This is a genomic window from Rickettsia endosymbiont of Ixodes scapularis (genome assembly GCF_000160735.1).
Lineage (GTDB): Bacteria > Pseudomonadota > Alphaproteobacteria > Rickettsiales > Rickettsiaceae > Rickettsia > Rickettsia tamurae.
Genome location: NZ_CM000770.1, coordinates 705,721 through 725,988, shown reverse-complemented (window position 1 = coordinate 725,988; position 20,268 = coordinate 705,721). Strand labels below are relative to the sequence as shown.

The following is a 20,268-nucleotide window of genomic DNA, read 5'->3' as shown; positions in this document are numbered from 1 at the left end:
AAGTGGATTGATAACAACAATAATACACTAATTCATAACAAACAGTTTAAAATCTATATAAAAAACAGTAATTTTGCTAAAACATGTAAATTTTTTAGACATAAAATAGTACTAAAAAAGTAACATGTTGAAGTACTATGTAATTAGATAATTAGTCTTTCAAGACAGGTTCTAAGTCAGATCTCAGTTTACTGTTCTTTAAATAATTACTTACTTGATTCCAGTTAATTATTTGTTCTAACTTAAGTACATTATCTTTACTTAATCTGTCTCTTCCAACAACTGTAAATATATCCATTCTAATAATTCTTAATGATTATAATCTCTTCATTAATATCTCTTTCTTATTATTGACTACTTAATTCAGTTATTTTCAGAGGTCTTTAATAGATAAATTTTTACATTAATATCTACGTGTTTTTTACTTATGTATAATACTTACTGTTTTTTTAAGAGTTGTAATAATTCTAATTTAAGTTTTAATACATTCTACCAAATTAGTAAGGTCAGGGAGTTAAATATTGTACTTAAGTTACTGTAAAATAATCAGCTTTTTCCCTCCATAAATTTAAAAGTAAAGTTCCAAGAGTTATATCTCTTTATGGAGTTTAGTGTACTAATGTGGAGTTAATAGTTAATTACAGGGATCAAAAGCTGATTATTTTATAACAAACGTATTATAATTTATTATAAATGTTAATTATGCAAGGTATAAATACTAATGATTTACATAATATCATAGCTGCTATTAGCACTAAACTATATAAAGCTAATATAGCTGCTGAAATACATTACAGATTAAAATCTCCTTGTTCTGTTTTAAAGAAGATATTTAAAAAAGCTACCACTGTGAAAGAATTGAAGGACCTAATTGCTTTTAGGATTATAGTTAATAAAAAAGAAGACTGTTATAAAGTATTAGATATTATTTACAATATTTATTCTGTTGATGTAAAGAAGTTTAAAGACTATATTACTAATCCTAAGGATAATGGCTACCGTTCCTTACATGTCATAATTAATATCTATAAACGTAATATAGAAATACAAATACGTAGCAGAGAGATGCATAATATAGCAGAATTTGGTACAGCAAACCACGATGAATATAAAAAGACACAGGAAACAAGATTAAGAAAGTTACTCTCTAATTATAGGTTTAATACAGCTTATATTAATATTAACATCAATAATGCCTATAATATTTTGAGTCGATTTAATTGGACTATGTCACAACTCCTTGCATATGAGCAGATACTTGAGAATCTTTGTCATCATTTGGATTGCCGTAACGGAACATGCGAAAAGCGAAAAGTGGACTATCCATCGGATGGCTTTTAGCTGATACGCAATTTTGCTAAATGCGAAACTCCTGAAAGTGTTATGTGTATTAATATCAGCGAACTGTTGAAAAAGTATTTTTGTAGTCATTTTGTTTGTATAAACCACTGTAGTTTTGATAAATAAGCATATATAGTATAACTTTTAATTTATTTTACTATAATGTATTTAAATTACTTAAAACTTTTTCAACAGTCCCATTAAGATAATGGACGTTAATTATTTAATTTTTGATCAAAAATATTTTTGCCGATTTTAGTCCAGTGATCTTGGATATTAGGATTTTGTATTAATTTTTCTTTTAAAGAAACAAAAGCTCCTAGTAAACTGTTAGTGGGTAAATCATCAAGTTTAGCTTTAACAACTAAGCCGCCGATTTCAATTAAACGACGAGTACGAGCTTTTCTTTCTTGAATTTTAAGTCTTGCTTCTTCAGTAATAATTTGAGTTTTTTTTTGTTCTAATTTCAATCTACGTTTTATGACATTATCCATATAGATAGTTTTCATTTTTTATTGTTATAATCATCATGAATCATCAATAAATTGTGGAAGTCAACTTCATAATTATAAGTGCTACAGAAATTCTACAAATTTTTTTCTAAAACAGACTAATGTTGGATACAACTCTAAGATTGCATAGTCTAAGATTAGTGATGGAATAAAAAAGCCATTCAAGATCAAGATAATCCCCATACCTAACCGAACCAGCAAAACTAAGATCAATAAAGACAAATATTTAGTTAAGGAACGTAAGCAACAAAGGTTTCAAAACTTACGCTATGTTATAGCAAATATGCTAAAAACTCTTATTACACAGCAATGTTTTATAGTGAAGCACTTCATAATATCCCTTAATTCATGGGCATTATATCAAACATAGCGTAAGTTTTGGTTTAACAAAGCTCTTTAGAGCGAGGTTAACGCAATATATAAACCTGAAGGTTTATTATTTGCTTATTTGTGCTGATTCAATGGATGATGAAAAACATTCATGCTAATGTAATGCAGGATTGTAATAATCATAAGAAGAATCATGGCAATACAGTTTGCAAGAATAGAAATAGTGAGTAGGAGTTCAGGAGGAAATGCTTGCCTGAAAGCTGCCTATAATGCCAGGCTGATTATTAAAGATGAGAGAACTAACGTTACTTATAATTTTAGCAAAAAAGGCKATAATGTTTACCATGCAGTATTATTGCCTAATTATGTAGATAAAAGATTTAAAGACCCAAGGGTCTTGATGAATGAAGTAGAACGTCTAGAGACAAGAAAAAATAGTCAATTATTAAAAGATATAGTTATAGCACTGCCTGATGATAAAGAGCTAGATTTAAATGATAGGATAGCCATTACTCATGAAATAATCGAAGAGATGGGGTGGGTAAAGAATGGTCTAGGAGTTCAAATTGATATTCATCAGCCACATGATGGAGATAAGAATTGGCATGCCCATTTGCTTGTTACTACCAGAAGATTCACAGAAGATGGTAAATCTTTAGGAGCTAAGGCAGTAGATTTAAATCCTAAATTTGCCAAAGTTAAGGGCAAAGCATTCATTATCCCAGAGGAGGAAATAATACATAAGAGAGTTAAAGAAGTAATCAATAAATATTTTGCTAAGTTAGGTTTAGAAATCCAAGTAGACCCGATAAGTTTTATGCCTCAGCAGCATGTTGGTCCTACTAGAATGCGAAGTATTATCAATGAAATAGCTGAGCAAAATAAAATATGTAAATTAGCTCATCTGGAAATTATTAAAAATAGTGATGGAGTGTTAAATCGTATTATTCGTCATCAAGCTATTTTTACTAAATTGGATATAGAAAAAGCAATAAAAGAGATTCCAGAAGAAGTAGAAAAGTCAAAACTAATAAGGGAGGTATTAAATTCAGATAGGCTGGTAAAACTATATAATGAAGATGGCACGGATACTAAATACTATACTACTAAAGACATAAGGGATGAAGAATTAAGGTTACTTAGAATAGCATATAAGGTAAATAACCAGATTCATTTTAATAATATTATTAAGCTTAAAAGTGCTATCGATAATCTTGCAAGTGTTAATGAAGCACAAAGAGAAAGTCTACAGCATATTTTAATTAATAATCAAGGGATTAGGATTTTACAAGGTAGAGCCGGTACCGGTAAGTCACAAGTACTTGTGCAGGCTTATAAAATTGCCACTAATCATGGGCAAAATATTATAGGGCTTAGTCCTACTCATAAAGCAGCATCAGAGCTTAAAAGTAAAGGTTACCGGCAATGTTATACAGTAAAAGGATTTTTATTTAAATTATATAATGGCAAAGCTGATCTACCAAGAAATAGCCTGCTAGTAGTAGATGAAGCAGGGATGGTAGGTAATAGTGATTATTTAGAATTACTAAAAGTAGCAAGGAGTAACAATTGTAATCTAATACTGGCTGGAGATGAGAGACAACTCACTTCCGTTGAGCGAGGAGGAATGTTTGCAGTATTGGCTAGTAAATTTGGCTCATATGAGTTAAGTAGAATTAGAAGACAGAGTAAAGCATGGGCAAGAGAAATGGCTTCATGCTTTGCAAGATCAGATATTACTGGTGGCTTGCGTTTACTTGCACAACATGATGGTTTAAAGATTGATCATACGCTAGAAGAATCAATGGCAAGATTAATTAATGATTGGAGCAACAGCAAATTTGCTCTAAATGAGCGTTTAATAATTACCATGCGTAATGCTGAAGTAGATAGTATTAATCAAGGCATCAGGGAGTTACTAAAAGCTAGAGGCTTACTTACCGGTAAAGAATATAGACGTTATCTATCATCTGAAAAGCATGAAGATTATATGGCAGGAGATCGTATTTTGTTTAAAAGTACAAATAAAGATTTACAAATAGAAAATGGTGAATTTGCAACGATAACTTCAGTAAGTAATGATAAATTTATTGCTAAAACAGATAGCGGGAAAGAAATAGAATTTAATCCTCAAGATGTAAGCTTTAAACATGGCTATGCTTCTACAGTGTATAAAGCACAAGGAGCCTCAATTAAAAATGTCTATGTATTACATAATTTAGCAGGAAATAGCAGAAATTCTTATGTAGCCATGACTAGACATATAGAAGAGGTAAAACTCTACTATAATAAGGACAGTACAAGAAATATAGCAAGTTTAATATCACAACTTAGTAAAATAGATAATAGGCTATCTAGCATTAACTTTAAAACTTTAGAAGAATTAGTAGCGATTCAAGATCAAGAAAATAAGAGTCCTAATATTATAGATAAAGTAGGTAATTGGTTTAAAGGGATAGTAGAAGATATTAAGGATAGATTACATAGTAATGATAACTATTACCAACCAAAAGTAAAGTCAGAGCCACCGGCTAAAGTACTAGAAATCCTAAGAAGCACTAGCTCAAATTTTGCCACAAGCCATAAAGCCCAAGAAGAGCAAAAAAGCTCTTCTTATAACCTTACGAATTGTAATAAACAAGATACAACAATAAGTGTTAAGTTACAAGAGGATATTATGGTCAAGAAAAAAATAGATTATAATTCTGTTAATAAACAAGAAGCTGTAGAATTAAAGCAAAGATTATCATTTAAAGCAGAAGAAATAGGAAGAAATTTACTAGGTAGTCCAAATAAGCATTTATCAAATAGCCAGTTACTCCGCTGGGAGAAAGATGGCAAAATAGTGATGAAGATACATGGCAGTAAAGCCGGCAGATGGTATGATTTTAGTAAAGGCGAGGGAGGAGATCTATTTACCTTAGTACAAAGAGAAAAAAATTGTGATTTTGTAGAAGCTAAGAAATATTTACAAGATATGGTTGGTATGTCAACCAACGGAGGTAAAGATCTAGCAGCAAATTTAGCAGCAGACAAAAATCAACAAATTAAAACTCAAACAGAGCAATATGCTGAAATAGCAAAAATTAAGAGAGCTATAGGATTATATGAAAAATCAGATTCTATAAAATATGTTATGCCAAATAATGTAGCAAAAAGATATTTATCAGAACATCGTGGAATTAAAGAAGTATTAACAAGATACCAACTAAGTAATGATCTTAGAACCAATATGATRTGGGACAGTAATAGCAAACAATATTATCCTGCATTAATTGCTTTTGTAAGAAATAAAGATGGCAATATTACCGGAGGTCAAGCTATTTATTTAAATAAAGAAACAGGGGCAAAAGCGAGTATAGAAGTTAATAAAYGTTCATTTGGTAGAATCAGAGGTTCTTTTGTTGAAATTAATAAAAATAACGAACAGCAGAACGTACAAAGCAGGAATGTACAAAGCAGTAAAGATGGCAATAATTCAGTTAGTAATATAACGATTATAGCAGAAGGGGTAGAGACGGCTTTAAGCATTGGGGAAGCTGGTATTAAAGGCAAAATTCTTTGTAGTTTAGGTGTAAATAACATCAGGAACTATGAGCCTATCAAAGGAGAGAGAATAATAATTGCTGCCGATAATGACGGCAAAGACGCAGTATCAGTTCGTACCATAATTAAGGCTCAGGACGAATTAATTAGCAAAGGAGCAGCAGTAGCAATAATACGACCACTCGAGACAGGAGATTTTAATGATGTGCTAAAATCTCAAGGAGCAGAATCTATTAGAAATCTTCTAGAGCCTGAAATAGCAAAATTAACAGTAGCTAGCAATGTAGCTGAACTTAAATCATCCTTAAAAGCAAGTGATGATAGAAAATCACAATTTCAGTCTATAGAATTACTATTTTCAAAAATGGTAAATAACGATAATAACGGACTAAATAATTTGCAGCAACAGCAAATACAAGCTTTAGCAAAGTTTGGCACAGCAGAGAATATCAATACCGCAATACAAATCTACAGAGAAAAAGGTATAGATTCTTGTCTGCTCTACAGTAACAAGATTTGCATAGCAGCAATAGAGCAGAAGATACAGAAAGATTTACAAATTATGAAGAATAAATTTAATCCTAATTATAATCTTGGTGATAAGAAATTTTCTGATATAGTAGTATATGATTTTCAAGGCAAAAGCCATCTAGTCCCTGAAGATTACTTAAATGCCATAGGAAGAGATAAACAAGTAATGCAATATGTAAGTCCAAGCTCAGAAATAGGTAAAGAAATAAGAAGTGCGGTAAAGCAAGTATCTGAGATCAAGCTAAATCAAGGAATAAGAGTTTAGAGTGTAGTGTAATAATATTTTACCAATTCAAAAAATGTAAATATATGAGTGAACAAGGAAACCTGCTTGGTGATCCAGATAAGGATAAGAAGAAAGCTAAGCATGATAAGATATTTCGTAAGGCACTTGAGAATCCTCTAGTTGCCCATGAGTTCTTTAATGCACATTTGCCCCCAAATATTAAAAGTTTAATAGATTTTCCTAGTTTAGCAATGGAGAACACCACATTTGTAGAAAGTTCTTTAAAAGATTCTATCTCTGATGTTTTATTCTCATGCAAATTTGATAAACAAGACGGCTACTTATTTTTGCTTGTCGAACATCAATCAAAAGCAGATCATTTTATGGCTTTTAGGCTTTTTAAATATATGATTAATATTTGTGAGCGATATTTAATACAAAATCCTAAAGCTAAGACTTTACCGTTGGTATACCCGATGATATTTTTCAATGGTCAGGAGAAATATAATGTTGCAAGGAATTTGTGGGATTTATTTGCCAATAACAAATTAGCAAGAGAATTATGGATTAATGATTACCAATTAGTGAATGTCCATGAAATACCAGATGAAGAGTTTAAACAAAGAATATGGTCGGGAATATTAGAATTTTTTCTCAAGCATATACATGAGAGGGAATTATTAAAAAGATGGCAAGAAATATCAGATATATTGCCGGAATTAACCAAAATAACGATAGGTTATGATTATCTAGAAATGATATTATATTATACTTTGACAAAGATAGAGCAAGCTGATAAAATAAAGCTAGAGAATTTATTATCAACAAAGTTGAATCCAGAAATAGGAACAAGGCTTATGAGAAGTTTAGCAGAGCATTGGCAACAAGAAGGGAAAGAAATAGGTATTCTTGAAGGCTTACAAGTTGGTGAGGCTAAAGGTATCCAAATTGGTGAAGCTAAAGGTATCCAAATTGGAAAAGCTGAAGGTATCCAAATTGGAAAAGCTGAAGGTAAAGCTGAAGGTAAAGCTGAAGGGGAATATAATAAAGCAGTAGAGGTAGCAAAGAAAATGTTAACTCAAGGTTGTAATGTTTCTTTAATTTCTAGTGTAACCGGTCTTGATGAAGCTTTTATTAGTTCTTTAGAGTAAACATATTTCTTGTAAAATTTACTCTGCTGTTTGAAAAATAATTTATAAAAAATTCTGAAATGACAAAAAAGTTTTTTATACACAGCTTACCTCTAAAACTCGTATACTAAATTAGTCCGTCCGCCAAAACTCAAAAAAATATCACTTGTGGCACTAATTTCCAAAAACAGGGCAATTTTAGAGCAAATTACTATGATTTTGAGGGCTAATTTTAAATTTTTGTATCAAAAAACACACTATGTCCCAAAACGTACTCAATTTTCTCGTTGCCATTTTTTTGTATTTCCATAAGCTTTTGATATAAAACCTTTCATTTTCTTATGGATTTTACTATTACTTTTTGCCTTAAAACCTAGTATCTATAAGGTCTGTAGAGTTTTGGCGGACGGACTAAATTAGCGATTTAAAGGGGCATTATAGTAGGATTTTTCTTTATAAGGTAATCCCCTATCAAACAATTGAAATCTTTTAAAAATACCATTAAAATGGTTTCTATATTTTTGCATTTAAATCAAGTTTGTAAATTCATTTGTAATTTAGTAATTGGGATGTTACCCGCAAGTTTTACATAACAGGTAAGATCTTCTAGATTCATAATTTCAGATGGCATTACTAATAATTTTCTTTTCTCTAAGCTATGCATATTTACTCCATCACGCATGGAGTTAGCACCATAAGAGAGATTCTCTTGAGTTTCAATAATTTCTTGCTCACCAAGCATTAAAGCTGATTTATGTGCTGTTTGTTGATCACTTACCCGAAAAATAAATTTGCTACCAAATAAATCAAGCATTGAAGCTGTTCCAGCAGAACCATATATCTCCTCTAATTGATGAATGTTTTGCATACCTGCAACAACGCAGCCACCATATTTCCTGCTTTCAGCCAAAGCTATAGGGAGTGAAGATATCTTTTGTAAAGCTGGCAGCTCATCAATCACAAACCACATATTACTATGAGTATTATTGATGTTCCTATTCATTAATGCTTTTATCGCTATGCTAATCCATGCAGCAATAAGTGGTCGAAGCATTACTCTTTGATTAGGAGTACTAGTTATAAATAACCAACCTTTGTCCGCAGTAAACCACTTTCTAATACTAAACTCACCTTTAGGCTTTAAATGTTGCAACACTTCAATATTTTTACTAACAGTTGCTTGAATACCTGAAGAAGTCTCAGGGGCACTACTGCTAATTATACCAGATACTGCACTATTTTTAAAACTTTTTGCAAATTCTTTATTATTTGCATAAAGAATAGTATTTATTAGCTTTTTGATGTCTTTACTATCCTGATATAATCTTAATCCTTCAGCGAGTACCAACTCAGCACTTTTAGCAAAAAAATCATCTAATTTGGGATTATAGTTACTAAAGTTACTTGCCATATCATTATAATCCCAAATTTCATGACAATCATTCCAAGGCAACCAATGCTCTGTATTCTCTTGCAAAGGATTAAGTAGCTTATCACATTTGGGATCAAAAAATCGATCAGTAAAGCTACCTGTTAAATCAACAATAATTGCTCTACCTTGCTCTTTTCTAATCTGAGGTAATAGCTCATTTAACATATTAGTTTTACCACTACCAGTAGTACCGGTAATAAGAATATGCCTCCTTTCGCTATTTTTAACTAATGGCAATCCAGAAAAACAAATATTAGCAGCTTGTTTGTTTTTATGAAGCATTCTCGCTAAAGTTTTTGCTTCCACCAAATCTGCTCCCCTGATCTTATCTTGTATAACAGCTTTTTTACCTCGATACATAAAAAAGATGATGGCAGTAAACATGCTAATAGTAAAAACAATAATACCTTCTGGCCAAGCTGAATGCAATAAGAATTGCCCAAATTGATTGATATTATGCGAATGCGGTGTAACATGCCAAAATTTATGCACAAATTCTTCAGCATTACGATAAACCCAAGCTTTTTGTTCTAAATAATAGAATTTAATACCTATTTGGCTTATAGGGTAAAAATACTCTCCTATGGCAAGTTTTAATTGTGCGTATCGCTCTATGATAAAATAATATAAGCTTACTAAGGACAATTTCTGATATGTACGCCACATTAGCCAAACTACAGTAAATATTAATCCAATAGTTAAAGCATTAATACTGCCTTGCCCAAGCATTCTCATCTGATGAGCAAAAATCTGTGAACCACGAGTAAAATTATTTTGATTTTGTTGCATCAAATTACAAATTATCTTGCATTATCTTTAATTTTTCTTCAAACTCGTCAGCCATAAGATCATTACCTAGTTTTCTTAAAGCTTTAATTATTTCTGTATATTCTGTCATAAGATTAGGTTTATATTTAAGAGCTAAGTGAAAATTTACTTTAGCTTCTTTTTCTTTTCCCATGCTAATCAATGTAATTCCTTTTTCTAAGTAACTTTCAGCATAATCAGATTTATACTTAATAGCTAGATCATAGCTATTAATTGCTTCTTGATATTTACCTAATTTTCTAAGAGCTATTCCTTTTTCTAAGTATGATGCTGTATAAGTAGGATCATATTTGATTGCTAAATCACAATTCTCTATTGCTTCATGATATTTTTTTAATATGTTTAAAGAGATAGCCTTGTTATAGTATGCTTCTACACAATGGGGCTGATATTTTATAGCTATATCACAGGTTTCAATTGCTTCTTGATATTTTCCTAAGTTTATTAAAGCTGCACCCTTGTTGTTATAAGCATCTGCATAATCTGATTTATATTTAATAGCTAAATCAAAATTTTTTATTGCTTCTTGATGTTGCCATAAAGACATTAAGGATATTCCTTTATTATAATATGCTTCTGGATATCTTGGGTTATATTTTAAGGCAAGATCACAATTTTCTATTGCTTCTTGATGCTTTCCTAAATTACTTAAAGAATTACCTTTATTATTATATGCTACCGCAAAATGCAAATTATATTTTAGTGCAAGATCAAAATTTTTTATTGCTTCTTGATATCTACCTAATTTATTTAAAGAATTACCTTTATTATTATAGGCTTCTGTAAAACTAGAACCATATTTGATTGCTAAATTATAATATTGTATTGCTTCTTGATATTTTCCTAACTTAGCTAAGACCATTCCTTTATAGTTATAAGCATCTTCGTAGTCAGGTTTATATTTAATAGCTAAATCAAAATTTTTTATTGCTTCTTGATATTTTCCTAATTTATAAAAAGATTTACCAATATTTAAATATTCTTCAGCTAAAATATTTGAATCCTGAATTTTGCTTTGTTGCTCGATTTGTTGTTGTTTTGCATTAGTAGGATTGATCAAGTTTTCTGCAAAAGCACTACTGAAAAATATTAATGATAAGATAAATATGAATGCTAATTTTTCGATGTTTTGCATAAATTTTTTCTCAATTATTTTCATTTTTATGGCCTGGTAATTTAATATTTCTTTTCTTGATCGCTTTGCTACTTATTTCAAGATTATCTGCTATTTGCTGGCCAGTTCTGACAATCGTTGATTCAGGAGTTTTATTAAATTCATCTTCAATTTGTGCCTTCTTATCTTTTACTTTATCAGATAACTGCTCAAGAATCTTTACTTTTTCTATTTCATTATTATCTATACTCTGAATTAGCATTTGTTCTACATTTTTATCATAAACATCATTTCTTCTATCATCAATATTACTAATAGCAGCTTGGTCATTCAACTGTTTAGTATTTTTATCAAAACTTGATCGCAAGTTTTCTTTAGATGGAATATTGATGCTACTTACAGAACTTAAGTCTTGCGGTATAATATTATTGATTTTAGCTATATCTAAAGCGATTTGTTCGGCTTCTTGTTGGTGAGTACTTGCCCACATAGCAGCCTGCTCTTTGCTACTTACTCCAGGAATATTTTTGGCAATTATGCTATTTAATACTGATTCATTTAAATTACGATCAATAGAGGCAGAATTTTGTGCTATATAGTTCATGTTATAGCTTAATTGCTCGATATTTTGTTTAGTTCTAGTTATTTCTTGCCCTACAGATTGTTGCTCAGAGAAGTTACTATTAAGATTATTACTAAGTGATTGCAGATCACTATTTGTATGACCTAATCTGCCATCTTTAGTAGCACTTTTAATCTTAGATAATGCTTCATTATATGATTGCTGTTGATTTACTGATTTTCCTCGTTCTTTTCCTTGATCATTATCTGCTCGAACTGTTACTCCTCCTATGCTAGGTACATTTAAACCTATATTTGCACTAGTACTAGTTCCCTTTCTATTACTGCTACCAGTATGATCAGTAGCAGCGATGCTATCTGAATTCATCTGCTGCAAGGCTAGATACTGGCTATCAGTAATACCTATAGATTTTGCTTCTTCATAGCTTAATCTTTTTCCTATCTCAGTTGCCATAGAATTACCTGTAGTAGTTAAATTACTATATCTATCATTTAATGAGTCAAGATAACTTTGTGAGCTCATAAACTGAGATTGATAACTATCCTGTAATAATTTAGAAGAGCGGTAGTTATTAACAAGTGAGTCTACTGCTTGAGTCAGTACTTGTCTACCACTATCAGTACTGGTTACTCTCATTCCTCCATCATCAATAATTCCTCCTGCCAATTGTAAAGTTGGGGTAAGATTTTGCTGGGCAATTGTTCGATTACCGATGCTATAATTATCCATAGCAAGGTTATTATCAGCAATATTAGCACCAATATTACTTGCAACCGGTACTGGAGAAAATTGATTGGCCAAAGTAGTAGTTGCATGAGCACAAGCCTTTAATACTGCCCAGGATAACATCGGAACTGAAGCTGCTAACATCTGAAATGTTGCAAACTCATGCAACAGAATTTCTGAAAAACTCCCTTGCGATAAGATATTTAAACCAGTAAAGTGACTTGTGCCTTTACCAGCTAGGCTAATCATCCCTAAACAATGAATCACAGTAAAAAATACTGGCCAGCTGGTTACCCAAATGATTAATGTTATCCAAGTTTTAAAGATAGTATAACCACCGGGCAACATTGACATTGGAAATACTACGAAAATGAGACAAATTACCAAAGCAAAAAATACTGATTGTAAGATAGGCATGATATTTGCTGCCATCTCTCCTGCAATCAGGTAAGAAAAGGATTGCTGAAATAACCCGCGGGTCGCATTCATACTAACTAATTGAGGATATATTCTAGAAAGTGAGAATTTTTCTCTTAAATCATCATAAGCTTCACGATTAGCATTAAGTAGCATTGCTTGTCTCATCCACTGATGAATATCTGTTTGTTCTTTTTTAAGATATTTTAGAGTATCAGAGGTCATAGTTTTTAATCTGCTAGATAATATCTCTTGCCTATCAGAGCTAATGCCTATACCATTTGCAAATTTAGTTAATAACCTATCATTTAATTCTTTATTAATAGCTGCCTTAATCAAGGGAGTTACTTGCCTGCAGGTTTTAAAAGAAATAGCAGAATTACTTGGATCCTTATAATAAATACCAAAATTATTGGGCATATTTTGTTCGATAAAAGCAATGATGTCACTTGCTCTTTGTGCTTCTGCTTTTTTACCTAAAATATTACCAATTATATAAGGTTTCATAAAACATTGTCTTAAAAATTCTTTTGTATTGGTCAAAGTTACCGGATCCTCTATTTGAATGTCCTTGATTTTACCAATAGCTTTTGCTCCAAACATAATCCCATTCTTCCTGCTTGATAACCCTTCATCAGGTGGAAGTAAATGCTTTTCGAGCGTCTCTGATAAAGAGTAACTTATTTTTGATGATATAGAAGCAAAAAAAGCAATACCTACTGGGATATTATCAATTTTTACAGGAGCCTGCATTGATATTTCATCTTTAAGCCACACATTTGCTTTTGGAGCAAATAAAAAGATAAAAATAAATAAGGATGGAAAAAACCATTCCATAGCAAAAATACCAATATTACCTCTAAAAATAGCACGAGTTGCTGCCCAAATTCCACCAATTGTCAAAGCAAATTTACCTACTGGTGTAAAATACTCACTATTTGAGGCAAAGACTCTTCCTATGCCATTAAAAACTTGCCATAATATATCTCCTCCACCAAATGTATGTATTACGTAATCTGTCATGTTCTTTTTATATTTTTATCTTCTTTGCTTATTTTTGTACCTGCTTATCTGCTTGCTCATCTAATTTTAATTTATACTTAAGCCCTCTCTTTAGCGATTAAATGTTGTTCTATTAATCTTGCTCTTCTATCAATCTGATCACTACTTGTTAGCATATTACTCCATTTTTCTTGAGCAAAAAGTTGCACTCTATCTAAAGCTTTTAAGTAAGCGGTTAAATGATGATCTGCTACTTGCTTTGATTTGAGCATAGTAACTGCTTTTCTTACCTCTGAGGTTACTTCCTTTAAATGCTGCAGTAAACTGTAACTAGCAACTAATTCTGAAGAACTATCTAAAATAGTAACTCCTGATATTGCTTCTAAAGTAATATAATCATATATTGGAAATGCTTCCCCTATTGAAGATAGGAAAGATATGTCTGCATTACTAAACTCGTTATTACTTGTAAGTTTGCTCTTTAATTCATCTAGTTTTGTTTTAGCCTTGCCTTGATATGATTGATCTAGAACAATAGTAATATTACGTCTTAGATCTGGGTTTAAACAATTACTATTATCACAAGTATAAATTGAGGCAGATTCTCCGCCTTTTAAATGAGCAATCCAGCTCTTTTCATCTTGAGCAAGTGACTCAAGGAAATATACATTATTATCTCGAACTATTATAGTTCCAGTCATGGACATGATGGCACTTCTCATATTTTCAGGGATTCCTGCTTTTTCTGCTGCCTTGATAAAAATATTATAATTTGTCAGCATTAATTCTGGATCTTGATTTTGGATATTCGCTAAAGCTTGTTTCTGCTCTAAATCACTACGACATTTTTTGCCGGCAGCAAAATAATCAAAGCCAGAGCTGGATTGTAAATCTCTGCAAACTGATTCTCTCATGGCTGAATCTTTAGGCAAAATGGAAGCGAAAATAGCTTTAGTCATTTCACAATCGCCCTTAGCAAATTGATTCATTTCCATAGCAAGATTTCTTAAATCTTTTAAGGCATTTTCTATTTGTGGAGCAAAAGTTTTAAGACCCAATGAAAATGCATAAGCTTTTGCTTGCGTACCAATATTTTTCATTAGCTGAACTAGCTCTTCACCTGAAATAATCGAAAAACTACCAAGATAAGAATCTATACCACTACAGCTCATGTTTAACGAGGGAGGGGTAATAGAAATCGGATTAAAAGATGTTTTATTAGTTCTAATAGATAACCCTCCTGCTGCATAATAATAGCCGGCAGCTTGGGATTGATATGAACCAGGTTTAGTGACATTAACGCTCATGCCTTGAAATACATCCTGTAAATCCCAAGCATAAGTTGTTGTTGTTTGTAACAATAAAATTATCATGAGAATATGCATCACATGCTTTATGTAGATTACTCTTCTAAACTTATTGTTACTGATCATAATCATTAACCTTTAGTCTATTATAGTGCTGAATTACCAATAAAATATTTTCAGCAATTTTATCTTCACTAATAATTCCTCTTGCAACTGGATATATTTGTATGCCGCTGCTATCGATTAAATATAATACCGGTACAAGCTTTGCAGGATTTAGTGTTTGTAACAAACCAGTATCTTTAATGGTTGGTATCCCTTGAAATCTAGTTTCACTATTACTTACAAAAATTAATTGAAAGCCATATTTATCTGCAAATTCTCTTACAATAGGGATAAATGCCTGGCAGTAATTACATCCTTGATTTACTTGCAGAATTAATCCCCAATTCTTAGCTAAAAATCTTAGTTTTTGGCTGCTGTCTTTATCTTGTCTTATCTCGTATAATTTTTTATGCAATGAATTTGCAGGTATATTCTCGTTTGTAAGACTATAATCAAGTAAGGTAGCAAGCTGCCACATAGTAGCAAATTTATATGATTTTTCTAAAATTTGTTTGTGTAACCTTTGAGCAATAATGACATTTTCAAGAGTAGGATCATCTAAGGCTTTACGCTTAGCTCTATTAAATTCCTTCTTTAAAGCTTCTATCCTTTGATCATAAAGCTCAAGTTCTGGCTCTTGCTTTTTTTGATCTTGAGAAAATTTTAATATTTCTGGCTTGTAAGCATGATCCTCATTATACCAAAGAAAACCTTTTGGTTGAGTGCTATCTTTTACTTCATTGTTGCTTGCTAAATCTAATCCTATCATTTTATTTATACTATTAGCATTTAAGTCTATAGTACCAGCAAATGCGTGATTTGACCAATCATTGATTAGTAACAATAAAATAATTACTAGTGATGTAATGGCTAGTGATGATTTAGTTATCGTGTTTACTAGCCACTTCATCATTTTAATAGGATAAATTTGAATCAGTATGATTATTATTAAATTTTTGTTGTTGCATTATAGGCATCTGGTTTTTTAGTTGCTGTGGAAAGCTCTTATGCATTTTACTTTTAGCATGATCAAGTAAATCACTAAATAGCTCCTCTAAATCAAATTTAGAAAAATCTATTCTTTGTAACTCTTCTACTGTAAACCCACGACAATTAGCCTGCTGCCCTGTGCCAAAACTAATAGCTAATTGTTTTTTGCCTTGCTCTTGAAATACTCTTGCAAGTTTTGAATAAAAACAACAATAAGTAGATTTTTTAGTAATACATGTCTTAAATATTTTATCTTTCTTAGCACAATATGTCCCAACATAGTAGCACTGACCTTTTGCCCTTTTTAAGGCTAAGGCTTTTTCTTCTGCATTACACTGGCTCAGCCCTAAATCCTTACCCCAACCTTTGAATCCAGAGCAACAATTAAGAAAATTGCCAATATTTGTTTTGCGGCAACTGTTGGCATGACCTTTAAATACTGAAATCGGATTTGTCTGCATATCTTTTTTCATTTCATTTAACATTGCAAGATACCCAACACTCCCCATATCAGTATTTGGCACAATAGTTGCAGTATGACGATTCCCTCCTAAACAAAACATTTGTGATCCTGCTATAGAGGAGCTAAGCTCTTTTTTCTCATTAGAGCATATGTAATCTTTGTGCCATTGCAAACAGATACTAGCAGCTTGCCTAATGCAATTGCTCCTTGCAAGTTCACAACCTTGCTTCTTTAAATGATCACACCCATATTTTGGCTCACTACTACATTGATATTTAATTTGCTCGCTCCAGCATGGACGATTAACATTATATTGATTAAAAAACAACTTATTACCAGCTTCAAGACATATGCGATTTATTTCATGGCATTCATTTTCCTCAACTAAAGCTTCTGAAAGCTCATTTACTATTTGGAAGTACTCACCTTTTTCTCTAAATACTTTAATCTTATCACGATATTTATAAGTAAAAACATATCTATCCCATTTTACTATATCACCATCCCAGGCTTCAGTTAATGCTCCTTCTCCTTGAGGAGAAATGCCGATATATGTATCAATATGATCAAGGGAAGTATTTAACTTAGCAACAATAGCTGCTCTCACTTCTTCCATTATGATCTGATTATTATGCATATGCATGCTGTATATTGTTTTACGCTTACCTAAACGTCTTTTCTTTTTCCAAAAGACAGGATAAAGCCAGTGACGATAACTGTTACTTATCTCAAGACCTGAAAATGCTATTGCTTTATCTTGCCAATCACCCCATTTATCTATTAATTCAGCATCTAGTATAAGATTCCTGATAACATCTATTTCAAATTCTACCCCTTCACAGCAACTCTTATTAATTTTGGTTTTAATTACTTTTTCACTAACATTAAGTGCAGTCCCTTCTGTATGCCTTAATGGCTCTGCCTCAATCTTAGCTGAATTACTAATTACGGGATTGTTAGGATTAAGGTCATATTCTTGCATTGCATTTATTTTCTTCAGCTCACTTTGTTGCAGTAATTGCCCTTGTGCAGAGTTATTTAACATAACACTACCTTGATTTGTTAAGTCTTGATCATTCATTTTACTTAAATTTGATATATTTACCTCTTTATCAAATATTATCTTATTGCCTATTTGATCAGGATTACCAAGCTTAATACTGTGTTCATACTGTCTGGCACTATTATAACTATCCTCCATAGTAGCAGAGTAAGAACTGATCGCATTCATCACTAAAGTAACTAACATAATAATATTAATACTTTGTCTCACATTTGTTCCTCTTGCATTATCTGCAATGCATCATTTAATCCTATATGACCTGCTAGTTTTTTAACTTTGCCTTGGTTATTATCTATCACTACTATCGGTACAGAAGTAATTTGATATTTCTCAAATAGATTTGGATCAATATCAAAGCTAATACCAATTTCATTAGCTTTTGCTTTAGTTTCTAAAAAAGAATTATTTTTTAGACCTCGCATTACAAGTCTTGCTCCTTCTTGTTCTGCTTCAATATAATAACTCTTTAATGCTGAATCAGGCATTGAAAATGAAACAAAAATATAGATATTATTATATGTGTTAGGCTCTAATTTAGGTTGTAGTATATTATGTAATAATACTTCTGGTTGTGCCAAAGAACTTGTTCCACCTAATATTAGTAAACAAGTTAAAATTATTGCCTTTAAGTTAAATTGCATATCTCTATATTTGTAAATTTAGCTTCTACATCATCATTATAAAATCAAAAGAGACAGCAACTGCGTTTACGCCAAATCAAATAACCAAAATCCTCACCTTTAACTGGGAATTCGCGTGCACCCTGCCAGGTAGTTTCAGTCTCACCAATCTTTTTACAAGAATGAATTTCCGTTATAGGATAAGTCATCTGCAGTCTATATTGGCACTTTTTGATTATTGGCATTGGATATTTACCACATAATCCTTCTCTTCCCATATAGCCCCAGAGTAATAATTCTCTATGTAACTTAGCCATAAATTTAGCTACTATTAATGCAGAAGTTCCAACTCCGCCATTATAAGAGCTAGTTGTACCGGTAAAGGGATAAAGAGAACCTTGACAGCCTGAACACCAAAACATCCCATCATTAGAAAGACTACCAGAACTAGAGCTCATGCAATCAGCTATACATGCACTTTGAGCTGCAATATTGCCAAATAATAAACTCTCAGGATTTAATATTGCAGATTTAGCATCATCTCCCCATAACAGATCAAATTCAGTTAAATATGCTACGTCAACTTGTGACATCTCTAAACAAGCAAAATCAAGTAATATCTCAAGCCAGTAAATAACCGGATATATATACCAATGTACATGATAAAAGCTACTTCCCTCTATATCATCCTTAACTCCTTTTTGCATGCTAGTACCAAGGTTAATACCACCAAGGCTTACCATACACATAGGAGATTTCGTTACATCAACTAACCGCACGGGCTCCCAGAATCCAATTGGAATACCAGGAATTGGCATAGGAATGCCGGCTTTAGGGCAAAAACAAATTATTTGCCTTGGGTTATTAGTATCAGCCATAGGGCTTGGCACTACTTTTACTCCTCCGATAGTAATTGGAAATAAACATTTCCAGCAAATATCAGTTATTGGATTTACAAATCTTCCTACGCAGCCAATCGATGCATAACTATAATTACCAAGCAAAATAATTATAATAAACATTATTAACTTCATTATTACTTGTATATTTCAGAAGTTATTAAATCTGTATTTGCTTGACAACCTACCTTTGCTTGCTCTGCTATCATATTATTTTTCTCACCTGCGATTAGATATACTACTTCTCCACTAGATTTTACTATTGCATGCACCTTACCTTGTAATACATGATCTATTATCTTTTCTAAATTTTGCTTTGCTTCTGATAATTGCCACTTCTTCATAGATTACCTCCGGATTTTATCAGTTTTTATTCACACCTTAATTTTTACTTAAATACTATAACATTTTAATTAATCTTGATTTCGCTAATTTTAAGTAATTTACCTTCCTGCCGGGCAATAGCCGGTACTGCTTTTATTTTAAAACGAGTAGTAAGCACGCCACCTTGATCAAAAAACACTGGCTTATTTAACTTTTGTGCTAGCTTAATAGGATTGCCACTCGTGAGTACTAATTTTCCTATTTTTGATTTAGCCCACTTAACTTGCTGCTCATCATCACCATCAATAAATATTAAAGCTTCTCCCCAGCTTATTTTCTCCAAAGGATTTACATTTGTGCCAACTTTTACTATGATGTTTCCTGCTTGATCTTTTACATCTGTCTTTTGTATAAAGCTCGGATCATAGTGCCAATTTCGGTTTATGCTTGCTTTTGCTAGAGCCAATACCGGAGTTGGTCTTGATATTTTTTGCTGTACCTTATTTTTAAATTCTTCCTGCATTTTCTCTAAAACGCCATTTTGTTTTGCTATTTGAAGTTTAGCCATAATGACCTCTAGTAATGACTCTTCAATAATTGGAAATACATGACCTTGGACTTCATAATCTCTAATTTCTATTTTAGAATTATTATCTATGCTTATAGCCAAATTATTATTGTGTGCATTTACATAACTTACCTTCAACATAATAACAAATAAAACAAAGGAACTTATAATAATAATTTTTAGATCTAAATACCCTGTCATATTTTGCCAC

The 20,268-nt window shown here is 31.7% G+C and carries 14 protein-coding genes; 3 read left to right on the top strand and 11 right to left on the bottom strand.

Going from position 1 to position 20,268, the window contains the following annotated elements; genetic code table 11:
- Positions 1 to 702: 702 nt before the first annotated feature.
- Positions 703 to 1,341 carry a bifunctional (p)ppGpp synthetase/guanosine-3',5'-bis(diphosphate) 3'-pyrophosphohydrolase gene (locus REIS_RS03735; protein ID WP_228368755.1) on the top strand — a complete coding sequence of 213 codons (639 nt, stop codon included), beginning with the start codon at positions 703 to 705 and terminating at the stop codon, positions 1,339 to 1,341.
- A gap of 215 nt (positions 1,342 to 1,556) precedes the next feature.
- Here REIS_RS03735 and REIS_RS03730 read toward each other — a convergent pair whose 3' ends face one another.
- Positions 1,557 to 1,835: a conjugal transfer protein TraD gene (locus REIS_RS03730; RefSeq protein WP_012152049.1), complete on the bottom strand. Its 279-nt coding sequence runs from the start codon at positions 1,833 to 1,835 to the stop codon at positions 1,557 to 1,559.
- 541 nt (positions 1,836 to 2,376) lie between these two features.
- Here REIS_RS03730 and REIS_RS03725 point away from each other — a divergent pair.
- Positions 2,377 to 6,525: an AAA family ATPase gene (locus tag REIS_RS03725; protein ID WP_008579928.1), complete on the top strand. Its 4,149-nt coding sequence runs from the start codon at positions 2,377 to 2,379 to the stop codon at positions 6,523 to 6,525.
- 44 nt (positions 6,526 to 6,569) lie between these two features.
- Entirely contained in the window at positions 6,570 to 7,637 is a 1,068-nt protein-coding gene (locus REIS_RS03720) for an Rpn family recombination-promoting nuclease/putative transposase (protein WP_008579927.1), read from the top strand.
- 511 nt (positions 7,638 to 8,148) lie between these two features.
- Here the strand turns inward: REIS_RS03720 and REIS_RS03715 are convergent.
- The 10 genes from REIS_RS03715 to traW all read right to left on the bottom strand — a co-directional run bounded on the left by REIS_RS03715 (position 8,149) and on the right by traW (position 20,258).
- Entirely contained in the window at positions 8,149 to 9,837 is a 1,689-nt protein-coding gene (locus tag REIS_RS03715; protein ID WP_008579926.1) for a type IV secretion system DNA-binding domain-containing protein, read from the bottom strand.
- Between the two features lie 4 nt (positions 9,838 to 9,841).
- On the bottom strand, positions 9,842 to 11,011 hold the full coding sequence (locus tag REIS_RS03710; RefSeq protein ID WP_371256136.1) for a tetratricopeptide repeat protein: 1,170 nt from the start codon (positions 11,009 to 11,011) through the stop codon (positions 9,842 to 9,844).
- A gap of 10 nt (positions 11,012 to 11,021) precedes the next feature.
- On the bottom strand, positions 11,022 to 13,739 hold the full coding sequence (locus REIS_RS03705; RefSeq protein WP_008579923.1) for a conjugal transfer protein TraG N-terminal domain-containing protein: 2,718 nt from the start codon (positions 13,737 to 13,739) through the stop codon (positions 11,022 to 11,024).
- 77 nt (positions 13,740 to 13,816) lie between these two features.
- Positions 13,817 to 15,151: a conjugal transfer protein TraH gene (locus REIS_RS03700; protein ID WP_008579921.1), complete on the bottom strand. Its 1,335-nt coding sequence runs from the start codon at positions 15,149 to 15,151 to the stop codon at positions 13,817 to 13,819.
- Positions 15,141 to 16,043 (bottom strand): conjugal transfer protein TraF, encoded by a 903-nt coding sequence (locus REIS_RS03695; RefSeq protein WP_011477109.1) that lies wholly within the window; start codon positions 16,041 to 16,043, stop codon positions 15,141 to 15,143. The genes REIS_RS03700 and REIS_RS03695 overlap by 11 nt, the downstream gene beginning before the upstream one ends.
- A gap of 1 nt (position 16,044) precedes the next feature.
- Positions 16,045 to 17,832: a conjugal transfer protein TraN gene (traN, locus tag REIS_RS03690; protein ID WP_008579919.1), complete on the bottom strand. Its 1,788-nt coding sequence runs from the start codon at positions 17,830 to 17,832 to the stop codon at positions 16,045 to 16,047.
- A 20-nt stretch (positions 17,833 to 17,852) separates the two neighbouring features.
- The gene (gene trbC, locus REIS_RS03685; protein ID WP_008579918.1) at positions 17,853 to 18,287 is read right to left on the bottom strand and encodes a type-F conjugative transfer system pilin assembly protein TrbC; all 435 of its coding nucleotides are present in this window, start codon (positions 18,285 to 18,287) and stop codon (positions 17,853 to 17,855) included.
- Between the two features lie 44 nt (positions 18,288 to 18,331).
- Complete coding sequence (traU, locus tag REIS_RS03680) at positions 18,332 to 19,300, bottom strand: conjugal transfer pilus assembly protein TraU (RefSeq protein ID WP_008579917.1); 969 nt, start codon at positions 19,298 to 19,300, stop codon at positions 18,332 to 18,334.
- 2 nt (positions 19,301 to 19,302) lie between these two features.
- Positions 19,303 to 19,509: a type II toxin-antitoxin system prevent-host-death family antitoxin gene (locus REIS_RS03675; protein ID WP_008579916.1), complete on the bottom strand. Its 207-nt coding sequence runs from the start codon at positions 19,507 to 19,509 to the stop codon at positions 19,303 to 19,305.
- 65 nt (positions 19,510 to 19,574) lie between these two features.
- The gene (gene traW / locus REIS_RS03670) at positions 19,575 to 20,258 is read right to left on the bottom strand and encodes a type-F conjugative transfer system protein TraW (RefSeq protein ID WP_037214304.1); all 684 of its coding nucleotides are present in this window, start codon (positions 20,256 to 20,258) and stop codon (positions 19,575 to 19,577) included.
- Positions 20,259 to 20,268 lie beyond the last annotated feature (10 nt).